Below are 19,855 nucleotides of genomic sequence, written 5' to 3'. Positions count from 1 at the left end.
GCGCGCCGACCAACAGAGCTGTTTGCCCATGGTTGCCGCCTCCATTGTTGCCGCCCTTGAGTTGCACGACATTCACAAGCGCTTTGGCACGGTCAATGTTCTGAGCGGCGTCGGACTGTCTCTCGAAGCGGGCCGGGTGCATGCACTTGCCGGCGAGAACGGTGCCGGCAAGAGCACGCTGGTCAAGGTCATCGGCGGCGTCCATCGGCCGGACAGCGGCCGCGTCGTAATCAATGGCCAGGACGCTCATTTGCTCGGCCCGCTCGACAGCCAGAAGCGTGGCGTTGCGGTTGTTCACCAGCATCCCGCGCTCTTCCCCGACCTGACGGTTGCCGAGAACGTGTTCATCGGCCGCCAGCCTCGCCGGCTGGGTGGTATCGACTGGCGACAGATGATCGAGCGTTCGCGCGAATTGCTGGCCCGGTTGAGCGTCGATATCGATGTGCTTTCGCCGGTAAAACTACTCGGCGTTGCCGAGCGGCAGGCAATCGAGATCGCCCGGGCCCTTGCCATCGACGCGCGCGTCCTGGTCCTGGATGAGCCGACATCAGCCTTGTCGAGTCGGGAAGTCGCTCGCCTCTTCGACGTGGTGGGACGGCTGAAAGCCGACGGTGTCGCGGTTTTGTTCGTGACCCATTTCATCGATGAGATCCTCGACTTCTCGGACGACACCACTGTGTTGCGATCCGGCCGGCATGTCGTCACGGCACCGACCAAGGATTTCACCGCCGAAACCATTGTCCGCGCGATGATCGGCACGAAACTGGAATCCTTCTATCCCAAGCAGGAAGCAACGATCGGCGATCCCGTCCTGAGCGTTCGCGGTCTCAAAGGCGCCGATCTGGTCGAGGACGTGAGTTTCGAGGTCCGGTCGGGTGAGATTCTCGGTTTCTTCGGCCTGGTCGGCGCCGGCCGCTCGGAAGTCGCCAACATGCTTTTTGGCATGATCAAGCCGGATGCCGGAACCTTCACCATGGTTGGCGAGACGATCGCCCCGAAGTCAGCCAGGGAAGCGGTGGCGCATGGCATTTCGCTGGTTCCCGAAGACCGGCACAAGCAAGGACTGGTGCTGCAGTTTCCCATTCGCGCCAACGAGACCATGCCGATCCTGCGCAAGCTGTCGGGGCGGTTTGGCTTTATCGATCGTGGTCGCGAACGCCAGATCGCCAGTCAATATGCCGAGCGCATGCGCGTGGTCTCCTCCGGCATCGAGCAGGTGACCGGCACCTTGTCGGGAGGCAATCAGCAGAAGGTGCTGTTGGCCAAATGGCTGATGCCATCGCCGAAACTGTTGATCCTCGATGAACCGACGCGCGGCATTGACGTCGGCGCCAAGTCGGAAATCCACCGTGTCATATCGCAGCTTGCGACAGAAGGTTTGTCGATCATCATGATCAGTGACGATGCAGGCGAACTGATCGGCATGGCCGATCGGATCCTCGTGTTCCGCAATGGCCGCATCGCCACGGAGCTCGCACGTCCCGAATTCGACCGGCAGCGTATGCTGCTGGCTGCCGCCCATGCCCCGCAGACCACCCATGCCCGCGTGGCGGAGCGGAAGGCATGAGTGCGCTGGTCGCCCTGACAAGATCGCGCGAACTCAAGCTGCTGCTTGTCCTCATCATCATCTGCATCGGCATCGCCTTGCGCGAGCCGCGTTTTCTCGGCCTTCAGAATCTTGAACAGATCGCGCTTTCGGGAACGCTTTTGTGCATTGTGGCGCTCGGACAGGCGCTTCTGATCATCGGCCGCCAGATCGATCTTTCGGTTGGAGCCATCGTCGCCGGCAGCGCTTTCGTCGCAACCGAATGGCTGTCGGGAAATCCGGACAGCCCGCTTGTGCTGGTCTTTCTGGTCGGCATCGGTGTCGGGTTGCTGCTCGGTGCCGGCAACGCCCTGCTGGTCGCGGGGCTGAGGATCCCGGCGATCGTCGCGACGCTCGGCACACTCGCCATCTATCGCGGCGGCGCCATCGTCTATGCTGGAGGCCGCCAGATCTCGGCGACCATCTTGCCTCCAGATTATGGCGCCTTCGCCCAGAAGACCATCGCCGGTCTGTCGCCGCTTATCTGGATTGCCATTGGCTTGACCCTGCTCCTTGGCATTCTGGCGCACTACACCCGCACCGGGCGCAACATCTACGCTGTGGGCAGCAACAGCGAGGGCGCCGAATTTGCCGGCATCAGCGTCAGATGGCACAGCGCCTATCTGTTCTTGTTGTCGGGTGGCCTGTGTGGCTTGACCGGCGTGCTCTGGGGCGCTCGTTTCGGCACGATCGACGCGGTTATCGCGCCAGACCTGCAACTGCAAACCATATCCGCCGCCGTCGTTGGCGGCGTCAGCATCTTTGGCGGCAGCGGCTCGGTCTATGGAGCGGCCATAGGTGCCGCGATCTTTGTCGTGCTGCAGAACGGGGTTCAACTTCTCGGCATGGATCAGTTCTGGCTTCAGGCCATGATCGGCGCCGCGATCCTGGTTACGGTGATCCTGTACAGCCGCATTACCCTTCGTGATGGAAGGACGCCCAGACAGAAGCGAGGAGATGCGCGATGAAAGCATGGACGCGCCTGCTGCGTTGGGAAAGCTTCCTGCTGGTGATCCTGATCGCCACGCTGATCATGGGTGCACAGGTGTCGCCCTATTTCGCCACATCCTCCAACATCTCGATCGCCCTGGCCGGAATGGCGCCCACGGCAATCGTCGCGTTGCCGATGACGCTGATCATCATCACCGGTGAGATCGACATCTCGGTCGGATCGATGGTCGGCCTTTGCGCATCCATCATGGCCATCTGCCTCGAGCAGCATTTGCCGATCGAAACCGCCATGCTGGTCGGCGTCGCGGTAGGCGCCCTGGCGGGCCTGTTCAATGGCCTGATCATCGTCGGCTTCGGGCTGCCCTCGCTGGTGGTCACCATCGGTACCTTGGCGCTCTACCGAGGCATCGCGCAAATCCTGCTCAAGGAGCGTGGCGTGAGCGACTTCCCGGACTGGTACCAGGAGCTTGGCTTCGGCACGGTGCCAGGCACGCCGGTGCCCTGGAGTGTTCTGGTGTTCCTCGTGCTTTTCGCGGGGTTTGCCCTCTACCTCCACCGCACGTATGGCGGCAGGGCCATCTACGCCATCGGAAACAACAAGGTCGCGGTCGAATATTCCGGCATCAATGTGCGGCAAAAGATGCTCGTCATCTTCATCCTCTCGGGGATCATCTGCTCGGTCGCGGCAATCATCTTCACCGCCTATCTCGCAAGCGCCCGTTCCGACACGGCGATCGGGCTGGAACTGCCTGTCATCACTGCGGTCGTGCTGGGTGGCGTGAACATCTTCGGCGGGTCGGGCAGCCTGTTTGGCGTTCTGGTGGCGCTTTTGGTGCTAGCGTTCGTCAAGAACATCCTTGGCCTCATCGGCATGACACCGGAACAGCAGGATATCGTCACCGGTGCCGTGCTCGTCGGCACACTGGTGGTGTTCGGCGGGATTCGAAATCTCAATGACCTGCGCGTGTTCATGCGATCGCGCCATCTCTAGGGAAGAAGCAGATGGCCGGAACTCTTTCCCGATCGAACAAAATCGGCCGCTCCGCCGTCGAGGTGTCGCCGCTCGGCGTCGGCGGGGGACCCTTCGGCAATCTGTTCAGCAAGGTCGAGGATTCCGACGTCGACGCCGTGATCCGGAATGCGGCGGCGGCAGGCGTGGCTTTCTTCGACACCTCGCCATTTTATGGTTTTGGCCTGAGCGAGCGCCGCATGGGAGATGCGCTGCGCAACCTGCCGCGTGACAGCTTTGCCCTTTCCACCAAGGTGGGCAGGCTGTTGTACCCGCTTGCCGGCGGCGTCAGCCAACGCGCGCCTTCGGCCTTCGACAGCCCGATGCCATTCGATTTCGTGTTCGACTATAGCTATGACGGGATCATGCGCTCATATGAAGCGAGCCTGCATCGCCTCGGGCTCGGCAGGATCGACATCCTGCTGATCCATGACCTGTCACGCGACATGCATGCTCCGGACGAGTATGCGAGACATTTCAAGATCGCGATGGAAAGCGGCCTGAAAGCCGCGAGCGAACTGCGCTCCAGCGGGGATATCAAGGCGATCGGGCTTGGCGTCAATACGGTCGAACCTTGCCTCGAATCCTTGCAGTATGGCGATATGGACGTGTTCCTGCTGGCAAGCAGATACACCTTGCTCGAACAGTCCAACACCGACGTGCTTTTCGACGAGTGTGTCAAACGTGACATTTCGATAATTGCCGGCGCGCCATTCAACTCCGGCATCTTGGTGACCGGCTCACGCGTCACCACCACGTATGATCATGCGCCAGCCACCGGAGCGGTGCTTGAGCGGGTCGCTGCCCTGGAAGATATCTGCCGGTCTCACGGTGTTGCCCTGCCCGCCGCCGCCTTGCAATTCCCGCTTCGACACAAGGCGGTTGCAGTCGTGCTTCCTGGCCTGCGCAACGGCAAGGAACTGTCATCAGCGCTGTCCTGGTTCGGCGCCGAAATTTCCGAAGCCTTTTGGGATGAGCTTGCGGCGAACAACGCTCTCGCCGAGATTAGTTGAAGTCTATCTGGACCTTCATGGCCTGCGAACGGTCGCCGGCCAGATCGAACGCCTCGACCGCCCGGTCGAGCGCCAGCGTGTGGCTGATCATCGGTTTCAGATCGACAAGACCCGAGCGCATGAATTCGACGGCAAGCGGGAATTCCTCGTGAAACCGGAATGTGCCATGAAGCCGCAATTCCTTGGCCGTCAGCAACTGCACAGGAACCTTCATGTCACCGCCAAGACCAACCTGAACCACGACGCCGCGCGGCCGTACCCCCGCCATGCCCTGCGCGAGCGCAGCTGCCGAGCCTGAACATTCGAACATGGCATCGAAGTAACCCTTGTTCGGCAGGTAGGACTCGAGAGCGTCGGGGTCTGATGCGACATTGATGGTACGGTCGGCGCCAAGCCGGCCGGCCAGCGTCAGGGCGGCATCGGCGATATCGGTGGCGACGATCTCGATCGCGCCAGCCCGCCGCGCTTCTGCGATGGCGAGAACCCCTATGGGACCGCAACCGGTCACCAGCACCCGGCCACCCATCAAGTCACCCGCCTGACGCGCCGCGTGGAGAATGACGGAGAACGGTTCGGCCAGCGCCGCTTCGCCAGGGCTCAGACCGGCTGCCGGCACACACTGGGCGGCGTCGCAGTTCAGCAGCTCACGGAAGGCTCCCTGGATATGGGGAAAAGGCATGGCCGAGCCATAGAACCGCATATTCAGGCACTGATTTCGCATACCCGAGGCGCAATAGCGGCAATGGCCGCACGGGCGCGACGGCGAGATGGCGACAAGGTCGCCCATCGACAACCCCGAAACGCCTTCGCCCAGGGCCGCGATGTGCCCAGACACCTCATGGCCGAGGATCATCGGTTCCTTGAGCCGGACGGTACCGAAGCCGCCATGCTGATAGTAATGCAGGTCGGATCCACATATGCCGCCGACGGCAAGCCTAACCTGCACTTCGCCCGGACCAGGGGGAGAAATCTCCCGCTCGTCGATCCGCAGATCCATCTTCTGGTGAATGACGACAGCACGCATGGCTTTGGCCTTACAAGACTGGAGTGGGAAGTGCATGTCCATCGAAATGGGCGGCCAGATTATCAAACACCAGTTTGCCCATCGCCCTGCGGGTTTCAGCCGTGCCTGATGCCTGATGCGGCTGGATCAGCACATTTTCGAGCGCAAGGAAGCGGGGATTGATCTTCGGTTCGCCGTCAAAGACATCGAGAGCAGCCGAGCCAAGCATCCGGCCCTCCAACGCGTCCAGCAAGGCGACCTCATCGATATTGGCGGCGCGTGAAATGTTGATCAGCATGCCTTCGGGCCCAAGCGCCTCGATCACCCCGCGCCCGACGATATGGCGGGTTTTCGCCGATGCCGCCAGAGTGACAAAGAAGATATCGGACCGCGCAGCCAGTTCGACCGGATCTTTCACATAGGCCCATTCGCCGGCATGCGCCTTGGGCTCGGGACTGGAGTAGGCAATGTCCATATCGAATGCCGCTAGCCGCCGCGCGACCTCGTAGCCGATCCGGCCGAGGCCGAGGATACCTGCACGTTTGCCATGGACCCGCCGCTGCAGCGGATAGCCACCCTTGCGCGCCCAGTCGCCAGACCTCACCCAGTCCTGGCCGCCGATGATGCCGCGGGCGAGTGCAAGCATCATGGCAACGCCGAAATCGGCGACATCCTTGGTCAGCACGTCGGGAGTGTTGGTAACCCGGATGCCGCGATCGCGCGCCGCCGCGAGATCAACCGCGTCATAGCCAACGCCATAGATCGAGATGATCTCGAGTTTTGGCAGCGCGGCAATCATTTCACGGCTGGCGCCAAGTTCGCCGCGCGTTGCGATCGCCCTGACATTGGCGCCGTTTCTTTCGAGAAACTCCGCCTTGTCGGCAGCCTCGAAATAGCGATGCGTGATGAACCGTTGGTTGAGCGCCTCCTCGTCTGCGGGGGGATAACCGCCAACCTGTAGAATTTCCACCTTGGTCAAAGTCTCACCTCCAAAATCAATCCAGGACGCCCCGCGCGCTGATCATATTTGGCGCCTGAAGGTCACTCAGGAAACGCGCCGCGCGTGCGACAATCGCCTCGGGCGGAGGGCCGATGTCGATATCGATCATGCGCAATTCGCCGCGCGTGGATTCCAGCGTCGCCAACTGGCTGGCCAGAAGATGCGCCGGCATGAAATGGCCGGTGCGGCTCCCAAGACGCTCCGCAAGCAGTGTCTCGCTTCCGGTGAGATGGATGAAGGCGAGCCCTTCGGCGGTGTCCCGCAGACGCTCGCGATAGCTGCGCTTCAACGCCGAGCAGGAAACAATCAAACCGCCGCCTTGCCTTGCCGCATCACGCAGCGCGTTGCCGATGCGATCGAGCCACGGCCAGCGATCATCATCGGTCAGTGGAATACCCCTCGACATTTTATCGACGTTGGAACGCGGATGCAGGCTGTCGCCTTCGAGGAAGCGGACGCCAAGTTGCCAGGCCAGGGGCGCGCCGACGCAGGTCTTTCCCGAGCCGGACACGCCCATCACCACGGCCAGTGCCGGCTCAGAGCGAGATCGAGATGCCGCCATCGACATAGAGCGTATGTCCATTGACAAAGGATGACGCAGCGCTGGCGAGGAACACAGCGGCGCCGACCAGTTCTTCGACTTCGCCCCAGCGTCCCGCGGGTGTGCGTCCCTGCAGCCAAGTGGAAAACACCGCGTCATCCACCAAGGCCTGATTGAGAACGGTCTTGAAATATCCCGGAGCGATGGCGTTGACCTGCAGACCGTATCTGGCCCAGTCGGTCGCCATGCCGCGGGTCAGATTGCGCACCGCGCCTTTGGTGGCTGTATAGGGTGCGATGTTGGGGCGGGCGAGTTCGCTCTGTACCGAGCCGATATTGATGATCTTGCCCTGGCCACGCTTGATCATGTGGCGGGCAACCGCCTGACCGACATTGAACACGCTCGACACATTGGTGCGAAACAGTTCATCCCAGCGCTCTGCAGGAAACTCCTCCAGCGGCGCGCGATGCTGCATGCCGGCATTGTTGACCAAGATGTCGATCGGCCCGATGTCACGCTCGATCTCGTCGACGCCCTGCCGCGAAGCTGAATGATCCGTAACATCGAAAGGCACTGACACCACCGAATAACCATCGGCCGCCAGCCGGCCACGTGCGGACTCCAGTCCAGTCGTGTCGCGTGCATTGAGCACAACGGCCGAGCCATGCCGCGCCAGTCCCTCGGCGATGGCAAAACCGATGCCACGGCTGGATCCGGTCACCAATGCTCTTTTGCCGCTGAGATCGAAAAGTGGGGGTCGCAATGGCTTCCTCGTTCATCACAATCGAGCGTCCCAGCCAGTGTTTATGTTATCGATAACACTATCAAGCGGCTTTTGCAGTATCGAACGCTCTAGGTGCTTTCGCGCTCGACAACCCGGAACGACGTGAGCACGATTTCCTGGTGGCGCGAGGTCTCCTTGCCGCCAAGGATTTGCACCACCCGCGCCGCGGCCTGCTGGCCGATGCCGTAGCAATCGACATTGACGCTGGTGATCCGCGGAAAGCAAAAAGCTCCGACCTCGTAGTCGCCAAAGCCGGCGATTGCGATATCGCCGGGTACGGCCAAACCACGGCGCTTGCATTCCATGAGGGCGCCGAATGCGGACAGATCGGAAACGCAGATGGCGACTTCCGTGTCGGGCCAGCGCTCCAGCATCATTGCAATCGCCTGACCGCCCTGCTCGATGGATATTGGCGGAACGCCGAAGGACGCCAGTCGGCCAGGTGGCAATCCCAACTCATCGAGAGCGCGGATGAAGCCCCTGCGCCGCTGGTCGCCGCGCTGGTCTCGCGCCGACGTCCCGCCAATGAAGCCGAACCGTTGGTAGCCACGTCCGGCAAGCGTGCGAGTCAACAGCGCCATGGCCTCTTCATTCGAAAAGCCCACAACCTGGTCAATCGGATCAGCTGGCAAATCCCATGTCTCCACGACAGGAATTGCCGCCATCTTGAGCATGCGCCGAGCGCGTTCGGTATGGACACCCCCGGTGAGAATGATGCCCTCGGGCCGACGGCGCAGCATCGTCTCGATCAATTCCTCTTCTTTTTGTTCCGAGTAGTCCGTGTATCCAAGCATAAGCTGCAAACCGGCGCGCTGGAGCTCTTCGGTGATCCCGCGTGCGGTGTCGGAAAAGTTGGAATTGTTGATGGATGGAACCAGAGCAGCGATAAAGCCCGTACGCCTCGACGACAGAGTGCCGGCAGAATGGTCAAGCACATAACCGAGTTCGTTGACCGCCTTGATGATTTTCTCTCGGGTCGGTCCGGAGACCTGGCCATTCTGCTTGAGCGCCCGGGAAACAGTCATGGTCGAAACGCCGGCAAGGCGGGCGACATCCGCCATCGTTGGCGCTTCCTGATCCGCCGCCTTTGAAATGGACCCCTTGGCCAATTTTTTCACCCGCCACAATTTCGAATATCTTGTTACCGATATCAGCGCTGCGTGGCAACAGCTTCCAAACAAGAACACGGTGATTCGGAAGCACATTCCGCTAGCATTCCCCTAGGCAGGCTTTTCTTCGAGGCAGGCCAAGGAGGCCATGCGAAAGCATTGGTGCCATTACGAAGACAGAGTAGTCAGTCGAGCTTGTCGAGTCCGGCGGGATGGTGACCAAGTCCGCGGTTCGACGCTTTCAAGCCTCGACCCGAAAGGCCCATTCAAACCTGGCCGCCTGCTGCCGTCGGCGCAGTGAATTCCGAGGGCGTAAGCCAGACAGGTAAGCGTTCGGAATCTGTTGTTGATCAGGACGTCAGAGCGAATGTGATCATGCCCAAGCGTGGAAGGTCACAAGTAGTCACTTTCTACATACCCCAATTAGCCACCCCAGATCGCCACCACTTGAACGCAAGTATTTAACTAAAATACGATTCTGGCCCGGGTCTTTTAATGCACAACAATCCCGCTCGACACCCTACGACCATTGTGGATCACGACTCGTCAGGCTCGATCCAATTTCACCTGACACCAGGGATTTGCGAGTTTCACTTTGGCCTGCCGAATCGTCATGCGACGGTTGATAGAAAGCAAATGTAGGTAGTGTCCTGCGAGGGCGTGGTCGGGGCACATGCGCCCTTCCCTGCCCCACATGCAGCGCCGATTTTGCGCATCGACGCGATCTGGACCCTTCTCAGACATTCAGGCTGTTACTGTCGAAGGGCTGCAACTGGCGCTTTGCCGAAACTGACGTGCGAAAATAAAAAGAAGGCGCAACCACGACCTCCAGCGTGATCGCCGGCGATGTCTGCTTTCAGGATGCTGCAAAGCTGATCTCTACGGCCGACATTAGGCGCATTGCGGTCCGGCCGCATTTGGCCGTCAGCGGAATGGCAGTTTTCTGGCTAGTTCGTTCCAGAACCGGACCGTCTGCTTCCGGCAATTGCCCTCTTTTCAGATCTCGTGCCCGTTTGGCCGCTTCGGGCGCGGTCGCGACTCTTCGGCTGGGGGACGCGGCTTGGGCAGGCAATGTTTGCCTACTCACGCTCTTGACCCAAAACGGCCATTCCGATCCGCCTTACCAAAGATCTGAAAACCGGGCGCAAGCGGACCTGTATTCTCATGGATCGGGCAGGCAGTTGGCCAAGGGACAGATAACTGCGAGGCCTGCCGGCTTGGCGCTGGGTGAGAGCTTCGCTCGCTCGCAAATCAGGGAGGACCCATAGTTACTCGGCTTGGCTGGTACCAGACTGAGAACGTCAACTTCTGCGTTGACGCAAGCGCGCTCCAAACTCGCAATGTCGTCCGGATCGAACCTCCGAACAAACCGCTGATCGCCCTCGGGGTCGTAAGTTTGTGAATAACGTCACAGACGTTAGCTGGTCGTGGATCGTATGAACGGCGCTGAGGCCTAATGCTAACCGTCAAATATGGAGAATTGAAATGAAGAAGATCGTTCTTACCACTGCCGCGTTCTTGTTTGTCTCCGGCCTAGCTGTTGCCGGCAGCGACCACTATGGCTCGGATTACAACTATGGCTCCGGTCACGACTATCCGATGGTCAAACCTTCTGCCGCGTCGGACCACTCCTACTCGGTCGACCTAAGCGGTACAGCGAGTATCAGCACTGTCAACAGCGCACCGACCGTGGGGGGGAATTCGAGCTTCGATATTCCCGCACCCGGTTATGGCCAGGGTATCTGGGGGCGCTGATAACAAAAGTCGGCCAGCACGATCGACATCCGACTTCCAGGCGGCGGGGCTCGCCCGCCGCTTTTCGATCGCCTCGCGGCCACTGGAGAAAGATCCTCGCTGATCTCGAACCTGGCTGGCTGCTCCAGGAGGGGCGAGCCGAGAGCGCGCTGGCGTCGCCCTCCGGGAACCACCGAGATGGAGTGTGACGGCCGCATCGATATGTCGAAGATACAGGCCAACTATCTGCTTCTGCTTGCCGCCGCCTTTTGGGGGTTCGGCAATGTCGCGCAGAAGACCGTGCTGGATCATCTCGATCCGCTCAGCGCCGTAGGCTTGCGCTGCCTGATCGCGCGGCTCATGGCCGCGCCGCTGACGATGCTCGAACAAGGAAGGAAGTTCGGACCCGGCTGCTGGATGAGTCTTATCAAGGTCAGCGCGCTGTTTTCAATTTCCATTGCCATCCAGCAGGTCGCCTATCTCGGCACCTCGGTTACCAATGCGAGTTTCCTGGTGAGCACGGCAACGGTAATGACACCGCTCGCAGCCTGGTTCCTGATCGGCGAGCGACCGACCGCGGTCGTCGGACTTGCGGCGGGCGGGACATTGGTCGGCGTGCTGCTGCTGTCCGGCGGCTTGGCCACCAGCTTCAGCCAGGGCGATCTCGCGGCGATACTTTCGGCCGCATGCTACGCGCTTTGGATGGTGGAGCTTGGCCGCCACATGCGGACCCACGGCGCGCCGGTCACAACGGCTGCCGCTCAATTTCTCGGCGCGGCCGTCATCACGCTGCCGATCGGCGCCCTTCAGGGCAATTTATCGATGGCTGCCATCAGCGACGCGGCTCCGGAACTCGCGGTGCTCGGCATCTTCTCGACCGCGGCCGCCTTCGGCATCCAGACGATCGCCCAACGGTTTACCTCGGCCAGCCATGCCGCCGTGATCGTCAGCGCAGAGAGCGTGTTCGGAGCGATTGGCGCGGCCATGTTTCTTGGGGAGCGGTTGTCGTCGGTCGGGGCTCTCGGTGCCGCGATCGTGCTTGGAGCTATCATCTTGCTGTCGCTGTCAGTGGATCCGAAATTGCCAAGCCGATGGCGGCGGACTGAAGATAAATCCCTTGGCAGTTCAAGTGGGGTGGTCGTGAGCGACGTATCTGGACCGTCACGGATTGAGGATCGAGCAAGGGTGGGAAATGGGCACGAACTCGCGTTTGGGACTGATTGGTACGCTTGCGGCTTCGATGATATGGGGCCTCCAGGCACACGCCGCAGACGTTGACGCGGCGATAGTATTCGCGGTCGATTTCTCGTCGTCGGTTGATCCCGATACCGCCGACCTGCAGCGTGATGGGCATGCCGCGGCAATCACTTCGCCAGAGATCATTGCGGCCATTGCCCGCAACCATGTCGGCTGCATTTCCATCATCTATTTCGAATGGTCAAGTTCGGGGCGTATGCGGAAAGTGCTACCATGGACAAGCATCTGCGGACTTGAAGATGCAGAGGCCGCTGCATCGGTGATAAGAAAGAAGGGAGACAGGGGCTATGGGCGCCGGGGTCGGGGTGGAACCTCGATCTCTTATGCCATCGACGTCGGAAGTCTGCTCCTCGACCAGTTCCCCGGAACGGCTGACAGGAAAATCATCGATATTTCTGCCAATGGCGAAAACAATAACGGCCCTCCTGTCCAGCAGAGTCGGCTGAAGGCGATTGCCAAGGGCTACACTGTCAACGCGATTTCGCTGCCGTCAACTGACGGCTCCAGTCATAGCTTGGCATCATATTTCACCGAGAATGTCATTGGCGGCCCTCTAGCCTTCGTTATCACGCCAACGGGCGCAAGCGACTATGCTGTAGCCCTCCGCCGGAAATTGGTGATTGAAATAGGCATGGACATGGATGCGCGAGGCCCATCAGACAACTGACTCAAACCCGGTAGGAGGCCCAGCGAGCTCAGTCTGGGTGCGATGGGAAACGCCACCCCTGGATTTAACCACAGCCATACGACGCGTCTTGCCGAGGGCCGCAAAGGGTGGGTTCGGCCGCTCGGCCTTGATCGCTTTAACGACCGCTCCTGGCGCAAGCACGACCTCCAGCGGTCAACCGCAATGTCTGCTTCCGGGCGGAGGCAAAGTTCGCCTCTATGGCCGACACGCGGCGCATAGCCGCCCGGCAGCATTTGGGCCGGAAGCGGACTGACTGCTGCAAGGCAAACATCATAGGAAAGCTGACGTTGGTGGTTCATCGCGGGCCTTCGCGATTCCGAAGTCTGGCGTGACGTTTCAGTTCGCCGTATGCTCGCATCAAAAGGCCCTCCGTGACCTCGATCGTCCGCGGTTGCATGTTTTCGGCCTCGGTTGGATGGATTGACGAGCAGGAGCAAAACTAGTCACTGTACCAAAGGGTGAAGAGGGGGCTGACAGGAGGCCCTGGTGACGGAGCTTTCGGGGTATGTATTCTCGGCGTTGCGGAGGGGCGAGTTCACACTCTACCGCGGCTCAGGCGACGGCTTGGACCCGATCTTGCTGGTCGCGCCCATCGGGGAACACTCCGCGCGAGAGTCTGTCAAGCGGCTCGAACATGAACATGAGCTCAAGGCTGAATTGAATCCCGACTGGGCAGTCCGGCCGGTCGACTTGTCCCGCCACGAGGGCCGCACCGCGTTGGTGCTGGAGGATCCCGGCGGCGAGCCGCTCGATCAGACGCTCGGCCAGCCGATGGATGTGACACAGTTCCTGCGCATAGCCATCCCGCTCGCGGCCGCAGTCGGCCAGGTGCACGTGCGCGGGCTGATCCATAAGGACATCAAGCCGGCCAACATCCTGGTGGACTCTGCAAGCGGCGGCGTCTGGCTCACGGGCTTTGGCATCGCCTCGCGTCTCCCACGCGAGCGCCAGGCGCCCGCGCCGCCGGAGGTGATCGCCGGAACGCTCGCCTACATGGCCCCCGAACAGACGGGCCGGATGAACCGCTCGATCGATGCGCGCAGCGATCTCTATGCCCTTGGGGTCACCCTCTACGAGATGCTGACGGGCGCGCTTCCCTTCACCGCCTCCGATCCGATGGAATGGGTGCACTGCCACATTGCCCGCCAACCGACACCGCCCGACGAGCGGGTATCGGGCATCCCGGGACCGGTCTCGGCAATGGTGATGAAGCTTCTCGCCAAGACCGCCGAGGACCGCTACCAGACCGCCGCCGGGCTCTCGGTCGATCTGCGCACGTGCCTGGCACAATGGCAGTCGCAACATCGCTTAGAGCCGTTCCCGCTCGGCGTTAGCGATGTGTCGGACCGTCTGGTGACGCCGGAGACGCTCTACGGCCGGGAGCATGAGATCGGGACGCTGCTTCGCGCCTTCGACCGGGTCGTGGCAAATGGCACAACCGAACTGGTGCTCGTCTCAGGGTATGCCGGCATCGGCAAGTCGTCGCTGGTGAACGAACTCCAGAAGGCGCTCGTCCCGCCACGCGGGCGGTTCGCCTCTGGCAAGTTCGACCAGTACAAGCGCGACATCCCGTATGCCACCCTGGCTCAGGGCTTCCGGAGTCTCGTGCGGCCCCTTCTTGGCGAGAGCGAAACCGAACTTGGCCGTTGGCGGGACTCGCTGAGCGAGGCACTCGGCCCCAACGGCCAGCTTATCGTCAACCTCGTTCCCGAATTGGAACTCGTGATCGGGAAACAACCGCCGGTCGCGGACTTGCCTCCACAAGATGCACAGAACCGCTTCCAGATGGTTTTCCGGCGCTTCCTCGCTGTGTTCGCGCGGGCAGAGCACCCACTGGCGCTGTTCCTCGATGATTTGCAATGGCTGGATGCCGCGACGCTCGACCTCCTCGAGCATCTGGTCACCCATACGGAGGTAGGGCATCTGCTGCTGGTCGGGGCTTACAGGGACAATGAGGTCGACCCCGCGCATCCGCTCATGCGGACGCTCGGCGCGATACGCGAGACAGGAGCAAGGATCGAGGAGATCGTGCTGACACCTCTGGAACTCCACGATATCGGCCGGCTCATCATGGACGCAGTGCATTGCGAGCCGGAACGCGCACGACCGCTGGCGCAACTGGTGTACGAGAAGACCAGCGGCAATCCATTCTTTGCGATCCAGTTCCTGACCGCGCTGAACGAGGACGGGCTCCTCGTGTTCGACCCCGCCGCGCCAGCCTGGCGATGGGACATTGATCGCATCCACGCCAGGAGTTACACCGACAACGTCGCGGATCTCCTGGTCGAAAAGATGAAGCGGCTCTCCATCCCCACCCAGGAAGGGATGAAACAGTTCGCCTGCCTTGGCAACGCCTCCGATGTCGCCACCCTGGCTTTGGTTTACGAGGAAACGGAGGCGGGGGTGCATGCAGCGCTCTGGGATGCCGTCTGCGCAGGGCTCGTCATGCGGCAGGAGACCGGTTACACCTTCCTGCACGATCGGATCCAGCAGGCGGCCTATTCGCTGATCCCGCAAGAGCACCGTGCCGATGTTCACTTGCGAATCGGCCGTGCCCTGCTGACGAGCATGGCGGCGGACCAGCTCGCCGAGCATTTGTTCGATGTCGCAAGCCAGCTAAGTCGAGGCGCCGCACGGCTGATCGACCGGAACGAGAGAGCGCAGGTGGCGGCGATCGATCTGCGCGCCGGGCGAAAAGCCAAGGCGTCGGCTGCCTATGCGTCGGCGCGCGCCTATTTTGCGGCAGGCATGGCGCTGTTGGGCGAAAGCGACTGGGGCAGCCAGTACGAGTTAACATTCAGCCTGTGGCTCGAACGCGCGGAGTGCGAGTTTCTAACCGGTGACTTCGACAGGGGCGCGCAATTGATTGGTGAACTGCTGCAGCGCGCCACTTTGAAAGTCGACCGGGCGGCTGTCTACGTTCTCAACGTTTCGCTCTTTACCGCGAGGTCTGAAACCGCGCAAGCTGTGGACAGCGCGCTCATCGGCCTGCGATTGCTGGACATTGATCTGCCTGCACACCCGACCTGGGAGCAGGTGCAGGCCGAGTACGAGTCGGTCTGGCAGACCCTGGACGGGCGGCCAATCGAGAGCCTGATCGACCTGCCGCCGATGACCAATCCTGAACTGCAGGCCGGCATGCGGGTGCTCTCGGCCCTAACCCCGGCCGCCTACTTTACCGACCTTCACTTATATTGCCTGATTGCTTGTCGAATGGCGAAGTTGGGGATACAGCACGGAATTAGCGACGCATCCCCACTCGGCTATGCCCTTCTAGGACAAATCCTCGGCCCGTTGTTTCACCGTTACCCCGATGCGCACCGTTTCGCCAACCTCGCCTGCGCCCTCGTCGACAAGCACGGCTTTATCGCCTCGCGAGCGAAAGTCTACGAGACGGCGGGAATCGCCGCGCTCTGGACTCAGCCGATCGGGACCGCGATCGATTTCATGCGTGTTACTTTTCGCGCTGCGATTGAGACGGGGGATCTGACTTATGCCTGCTTCAGCATGGTCGAAAGTATCACAGATTTTCTTCTGCGAAACGATCCGCTCGACGCGGTGTGGCGCGAGACGGAGGAGAGCCTGCACTTCGTCCGGAAGGCCCGGTACCAAGACGTCGCCGCCGTCATTGTGAGCCAGCAACGCTTCATCGCAACCATGCAGGGACGGACTGCGAGCTTCTCCACCTTCAGCGATGCGCAATTCGACGAGACGGCGTTCGAAGCGGAGCTGGGGGGGAACTCACCCACAACCGTCTGCTTTTATTGGATCCTTAAGCTGAAGGCGCGCTTCCTCTCAGGCGACTACGCTGAGGCGCTCGCGTCAGCCGACAAGGCCAAGGCGCTGCTTTGGGCCTCAGCCATCCATATTCAGCGGCTCGACTATTTTTATTACGCCGCGCTGACGGTGGCGGCATGCTACGAGAATGGGTCGGCCAACCAGCAGCAAGAGTGGCGCGAAGTCTTGACAGCGCACCAGGAACAGCTGCGCGAATGGGCTGAAAACTATCCGCCGACATTCGCCGAAAAGCACGCGCTCGTGTCAGCCGAGATCGCCCGCCTGGAAGGGCGAGACGCCGATGCGATGCGCTTGTACGAGCATGCGATTCAGTCGGCTCGGGAAAACGGTTTCGTGCAGAACGAGGGGCTGGCCCACGAGCTGGCCGCGCAGTTCTATGCCGCGCGAGGCTTCGAGAGGTTCGCGCACGTCTGTCTGCGGGACGCCCGGCACTGCTACCTCCGATGGGGCGCGCTCGGCAAGGTCAAGCAACTCGAAGAACGCTACCCGCACTTGCGGGAGGAAAGGACCCCGACCTCGCACGCCGCAACCATTGGCGCGCCCGTCGCGCAGCTGGATGTCGAGACGGCGGTCAAGGCTTCGCAGGCGGTGTCGGGCGAGATCGAACTCAACAAGCTTATTGAAACCCTCATGACGATCACGCTCGAGCATGCGGGCGCCGAGCGCGGCCTGCTCATCACTTTCAGGGACGACGAGCCGCAGATCGTGGCGGAGGCCACCGCCGGCCAAGGCAGAATCGAGGTCTCTGTTCGAGAGGTGGTCCTAAATCCGTTGGCACTCCCCCAATCCGCGCTTCACTACGTGATCCGGACGCGGGAGATCGTGGTGCTTGATGACGCTTCGGTGAGGAACTTGTATTCGGACGACGAGTATGTCCGGCAAAAGCACCCGAGATCCGTCCTGTGCCTGCCCATCGTCAAACAGACGAAGCTGGTCGGCGCACTCTATCTTGAGAACAACCTGACGCCGTACGCGTTCACGTCGAGCCGGGTGGCGGTGTTGGAATTGCTGGCCTCGCAGGCCGCGATTTCGCTAGAAAATGCCCGCCTCTATTCTGAACGCAAGCGAGCGGAGGAGGAACTGCGACGCAGCGAGGCCTATCTGGCGGAGGCGCAGCGATTGAGCCGCACTGGCAGCTTCGGCTGGAACATCGCCACCGGCGAAGTCATCTGGTCGGACGAGACTTTCAGGATCTTTGGATACGACAGGGCTCCTTCCTTCACCACCGACATGGTCGTTCAACGTACCCATCCGGACGATCGTGCTGCCGTGCAACAGACCATCGACCGTGCGGCCAGAGACGTGAAGGATTTTTCGCATGAGTATCGCTTGCTGATGCCCGACGGCGCGGTGAAACATGTCCATGCCGTGGCTCACGCGGTGAAGGACGCATCGGACAACATCGAGTTTTTTGGCGCGGTTACAGACGTCACTGCAACCAAGCAGGCCGAAGAGGCGCTTCGCGAGAGCGAGCAGCGCTTTCGCGACTACGCCGAGATTGCCTCTGATTGGCTTTGGGAGACGGGACCGGACCATCGTTTCATCCATCTGTCGGAGCAGTTCGCGATCTTCGGTACCAGCCCCGCACGCCGGATCCGCCTAACGCGATGGGATTTCGCTACCGACCTCGATGAGGAGCCGGAGAAGTGGCGCCGGCACATCGCCACCCTGGAGGCGCACCGGCCGTTTCGCGGTTTTGTCTTCCGGGTCGCAGCCGACGATGGCTCGGCGCGCTTCATTGCCACTAGCGGCAAGCCTGTATTTGACGCCGACGGAGAATTCCGTGGTTATCGTGGCACCGGCACCGACGTGACAGCACTCGTCCGCGCCGAGCAGGCGCTGCGTGAAAGCGAACGAAGTGCACGTTCAGCACTCGACGGGATAGCGGGTCTCGTTGCGATCATGACCCCGAACGGTGAAGTCGAAACCGTCAATCGCCAATGCCTCGAGTATTTTGGCCGGTCGCTGGTCGAGCAAAGGGACTGGCAGGCAACGGATATGGTACATCCTGAAGACCTTCCCCAGATGCTTGAAAATCTCAAAAGAGCGATGGCTTCCGAGATTCCATACCACTTCGAACAACGCTTGCGCCGCTTCGACGGCGAATATCGCTGGTTTGAGACCCGCGGCGGCGCTGTTCGCGATGACACCGGGCGCATCATGCGCTGGTACGTTCTACTAACAGACATCGAGGATCGCATACGAGCCCTGGCGCGATTGGATCAGATGCAATCGGATTTCGCCCACATGAACCGTGTGAGCTTGATGGGGGAATTGGCGGCCTCGCTGTCTCACGAAATCACGCAACCCATCGCCGCCGCGCGCAACAACGCCCGTGCGGCGATGCATTTCCTGGACCGAAAATCGCCGGATCTGGCCGAAATCGGAGAAGCGCTCGCCTGTATCGTCGACGATGCGGATCGAGCCGGGGATATCGTCGACCGCATCCGTGACCAGATCAAGAAGGCGCCTCCGCGAAAGTCCCGTTTCGATCTGAACGAAGCGATCAACGAGGTGATTGGCTTGACGCGAAGCGCATTCGCCAAGAATCGAGTCTCGGTCCAGACTCGCCTTATGGAGGGGCTAGCTCCCGTCGAGGGGGATCGTGTCAAACTGCAACAGGTCGTTCTGAACCTGATCCTGAACGCGATCGAAGCCATGAGCACGGTCGAGGAGGGGCCGCGGGAGTTGTCGATCAGCACTGAGCAAACCGGGACCGGTGGCGTTCTCGTGTCCGTGCGCGATACTGGGCCGGGCATTGATCCGGAACACGGCGAACGCGTTTTCGATGCTTTCTACACGACGAAGTCGAGCGGAGTAGGGATGGGCTTATCGATCTCCCGATCGATCATCGATGCCCATGGGGGCCGGCTGTGGGCTGACGCGAACGAGCTTAGAGGCGCAGTATTTCAGTTCTCCTTGCCCAGGGATGGCAAGGAACTCACGACGTTTCGTCGCTCAGCCGCCGGACTGAACAGCTGCGCCAAGACACCGTACCAGAAGCCGCTTATCAAACGGCTTACGAAGGTAACAAACGACCCCATCGTTTAGGGCGCGGGCTTGATCAAGATCGTTGGGGTAGGCAGTAACGAGAATCGGCGGAATCGCGTAACCGGCCTTACATGAGGTGCTCATAAAGTTTGAACCCGGTCATCGCCGGCATATTGATGTCAGCGATCAGGCAGGCGGTTCGGCGAGACAAGGCATGCGAGGAAATCGGCCGCCGAAGAGAAGACCGCGACGTCGTAGCCAACCGATCTCATGAGCCTCCTCATGGATTCGCGAAAGAACTGATCGTTTTCGACGACCGAGATCAACGACGCCACCGGCATATGCGCTCCGGAAGTGCGCAGAACTGCAATGCGGGGCCGCGACAATGCCCC

The 19,855-nt window shown here is 61.0% G+C and carries 14 protein-coding genes; 8 read left to right on the top strand and 6 right to left on the bottom strand.

Annotation, left to right across the window (positions count from 1 at the left end; translation table 11 throughout):
• The first annotated feature begins 28 nt into the window (after nt 1–28).
• Genes LHFGNBLO_RS04410 through LHFGNBLO_RS04395 form a run of 4 tightly spaced genes read left to right on the top strand, consistent with a single transcriptional unit; the run spans nt 29 to nt 4,558 of the window.
• Nucleotides 29–1,567 carry a sugar ABC transporter ATP-binding protein gene (locus LHFGNBLO_RS04410; protein ID WP_258604688.1) on the top strand — a complete coding sequence of 513 codons (1,539 nt, stop codon included), beginning with the start codon at nt 29–31 and terminating at the stop codon, nt 1,565–1,567.
• The gene (locus LHFGNBLO_RS04405; RefSeq protein ID WP_258604687.1) at nt 1,564–2,553 is read left to right on the top strand and encodes an ABC transporter permease; all 990 of its coding nucleotides are present in this window, start codon (nt 1,564–1,566) and stop codon (nt 2,551–2,553) included. The genes LHFGNBLO_RS04410 and LHFGNBLO_RS04405 overlap by 4 nt, the downstream gene beginning before the upstream one ends.
• On the top strand, nt 2,550–3,527 hold the full coding sequence (locus LHFGNBLO_RS04400; protein WP_258604686.1) for an ABC transporter permease: 978 nt from the start codon (nt 2,550–2,552) through the stop codon (nt 3,525–3,527). The genes LHFGNBLO_RS04405 and LHFGNBLO_RS04400 overlap by 4 nt, the downstream gene beginning before the upstream one ends.
• Nucleotides 3,528–3,538: 11 nt before the next feature.
• Nucleotides 3,539–4,558 carry an aldo/keto reductase gene (locus tag LHFGNBLO_RS04395; RefSeq protein ID WP_258604684.1) on the top strand — a complete coding sequence of 340 codons (1,020 nt, stop codon included), beginning with the start codon at nt 3,539–3,541 and terminating at the stop codon, nt 4,556–4,558.
• Here the strand turns inward: LHFGNBLO_RS04395 and LHFGNBLO_RS04390 are convergent.
• From LHFGNBLO_RS04390 to LHFGNBLO_RS04370, 5 genes are all read right to left on the bottom strand, one after another.
• Nucleotides 4,551–5,582, bottom strand: coding sequence for an L-idonate 5-dehydrogenase (locus tag LHFGNBLO_RS04390; RefSeq protein ID WP_258604682.1), 1,032 nt, complete (start codon nt 5,580–5,582; stop codon nt 4,551–4,553). The genes LHFGNBLO_RS04395 and LHFGNBLO_RS04390 overlap by 8 nt on opposite strands.
• Before the next feature lie 10 nt (nt 5,583–5,592).
• Entirely contained in the window at nt 5,593–6,540 is a 948-nt protein-coding gene (locus LHFGNBLO_RS04385; protein WP_258604681.1) for a 2-hydroxyacid dehydrogenase, read from the bottom strand.
• A 16-nt stretch (nt 6,541–6,556) separates the two neighbouring features.
• The gene (locus LHFGNBLO_RS04380; protein ID WP_258604680.1) at nt 6,557–7,129 is read right to left on the bottom strand and encodes a gluconokinase; all 573 of its coding nucleotides are present in this window, start codon (nt 7,127–7,129) and stop codon (nt 6,557–6,559) included.
• Nucleotides 7,098–7,865, bottom strand: coding sequence for an SDR family oxidoreductase (locus LHFGNBLO_RS04375; protein ID WP_258604678.1), 768 nt, complete (start codon nt 7,863–7,865; stop codon nt 7,098–7,100). The genes LHFGNBLO_RS04380 and LHFGNBLO_RS04375 overlap by 32 nt, the downstream gene beginning before the upstream one ends.
• Before the next feature lie 89 nt (nt 7,866–7,954).
• The gene (locus LHFGNBLO_RS04370; protein WP_258604676.1) at nt 7,955–8,947 is read right to left on the bottom strand and encodes a LacI family DNA-binding transcriptional regulator; all 993 of its coding nucleotides are present in this window, start codon (nt 8,945–8,947) and stop codon (nt 7,955–7,957) included.
• Nucleotides 8,948–10,480: 1,533 nt separating this feature from the next.
• On the opposite strand from LHFGNBLO_RS04370, the gene LHFGNBLO_RS04365 reads away from it, so the two are divergent.
• From LHFGNBLO_RS04365 to LHFGNBLO_RS04350, 4 genes are all read left to right on the top strand, one after another.
• On the top strand, nt 10,481–10,750 hold the full coding sequence (locus LHFGNBLO_RS04365; RefSeq protein WP_258604674.1) for a DUF680 domain-containing protein: 270 nt from the start codon (nt 10,481–10,483) through the stop codon (nt 10,748–10,750).
• A gap of 201 nt (nt 10,751–10,951) precedes the next feature.
• Nucleotides 10,952–12,007, top strand: coding sequence for a DMT family transporter (locus LHFGNBLO_RS04360; RefSeq protein ID WP_413774664.1), 1,056 nt, complete (start codon nt 10,952–10,954; stop codon nt 12,005–12,007).
• On the top strand, nt 11,970–12,653 hold the full coding sequence (locus LHFGNBLO_RS04355; RefSeq protein ID WP_319944209.1) for a DUF1194 domain-containing protein: 684 nt from the start codon (nt 11,970–11,972) through the stop codon (nt 12,651–12,653). The genes LHFGNBLO_RS04360 and LHFGNBLO_RS04355 overlap by 38 nt, the downstream gene beginning before the upstream one ends.
• Nucleotides 12,654–13,160: 507 nt before the next feature.
• Nucleotides 13,161–19,523, top strand: a complete 6,363-nt coding sequence (locus tag LHFGNBLO_RS04350; protein ID WP_258604670.1) for an AAA family ATPase — start codon at nt 13,161–13,163, stop codon at nt 19,521–19,523.
• A 119-nt stretch (nt 19,524–19,642) separates the two neighbouring features.
• Here the strand turns inward: LHFGNBLO_RS04350 and LHFGNBLO_RS04345 are convergent, their stop codons facing one another.
• Nucleotides 19,643–19,804 (bottom strand): hypothetical protein, encoded by a 162-nt coding sequence (locus tag LHFGNBLO_RS04345; protein ID WP_258604669.1) that lies wholly within the window; start codon nt 19,802–19,804, stop codon nt 19,643–19,645.
• Nucleotides 19,805–19,855: the final 51 nt, after the last annotated feature.

Origin of the sequence: Mesorhizobium sp. AR10 (assembly GCF_024746795.1) — a bacterium.
Lineage (GTDB): Bacteria > Pseudomonadota > Alphaproteobacteria > Rhizobiales > Rhizobiaceae > Mesorhizobium.
Note: the sequence above shows the minus strand (reverse complement) of the source record. Positions and strands in the feature narration are given on the sequence as shown.

Excerpts from the sequence above, each read along its gene's own strand:
- LHFGNBLO_RS04410 (WP_258604688.1), top strand. The coding sequence starts at position 29 with ATGGTTGCCGCCTCCATTGTTGCCGCCCTTGAGTTGCACGACATTCAC.
- LHFGNBLO_RS04405 (WP_258604687.1), top strand. The coding sequence starts at position 1,564 with ATGAGTGCGCTGGTCGCCCTGACAAGATCGCGCGAACTCAAGCTGCTG.
- LHFGNBLO_RS04400 (WP_258604686.1), top strand. The coding sequence starts at position 2,550 with ATGAAAGCATGGACGCGCCTGCTGCGTTGGGAAAGCTTCCTGCTGGTG.
- LHFGNBLO_RS04395 (WP_258604684.1), top strand. The coding sequence starts at position 3,539 with ATGGCCGGAACTCTTTCCCGATCGAACAAAATCGGCCGCTCCGCCGTC.
- LHFGNBLO_RS04390 (WP_258604682.1), bottom strand. The coding sequence starts at position 5,582 with ATGCGTGCTGTCGTCATTCACCAGAAGATGGATCTGCGGATCGACGAG.
- LHFGNBLO_RS04380 (WP_258604680.1), bottom strand. The coding sequence starts at position 7,129 with ATGTCGATGGCGGCATCTCGATCTCGCTCTGAGCCGGCACTGGCCGTG.
- LHFGNBLO_RS04370 (WP_258604676.1), bottom strand. The coding sequence starts at position 8,947 with ATGGCGGATGTCGCCCGCCTTGCCGGCGTTTCGACCATGACTGTTTCC.
- LHFGNBLO_RS04365 (WP_258604674.1), top strand. The coding sequence starts at position 10,481 with ATGAAGAAGATCGTTCTTACCACTGCCGCGTTCTTGTTTGTCTCCGGC.
- LHFGNBLO_RS04360 (WP_413774664.1), top strand. The coding sequence starts at position 10,952 with ATGTCGAAGATACAGGCCAACTATCTGCTTCTGCTTGCCGCCGCCTTT.
- LHFGNBLO_RS04355 (WP_319944209.1), top strand. The coding sequence starts at position 11,970 with ATGATATGGGGCCTCCAGGCACACGCCGCAGACGTTGACGCGGCGATA.
- LHFGNBLO_RS04345 (WP_258604669.1), bottom strand. The coding sequence starts at position 19,804 with ATGCCGGTGGCGTCGTTGATCTCGGTCGTCGAAAACGATCAGTTCTTT.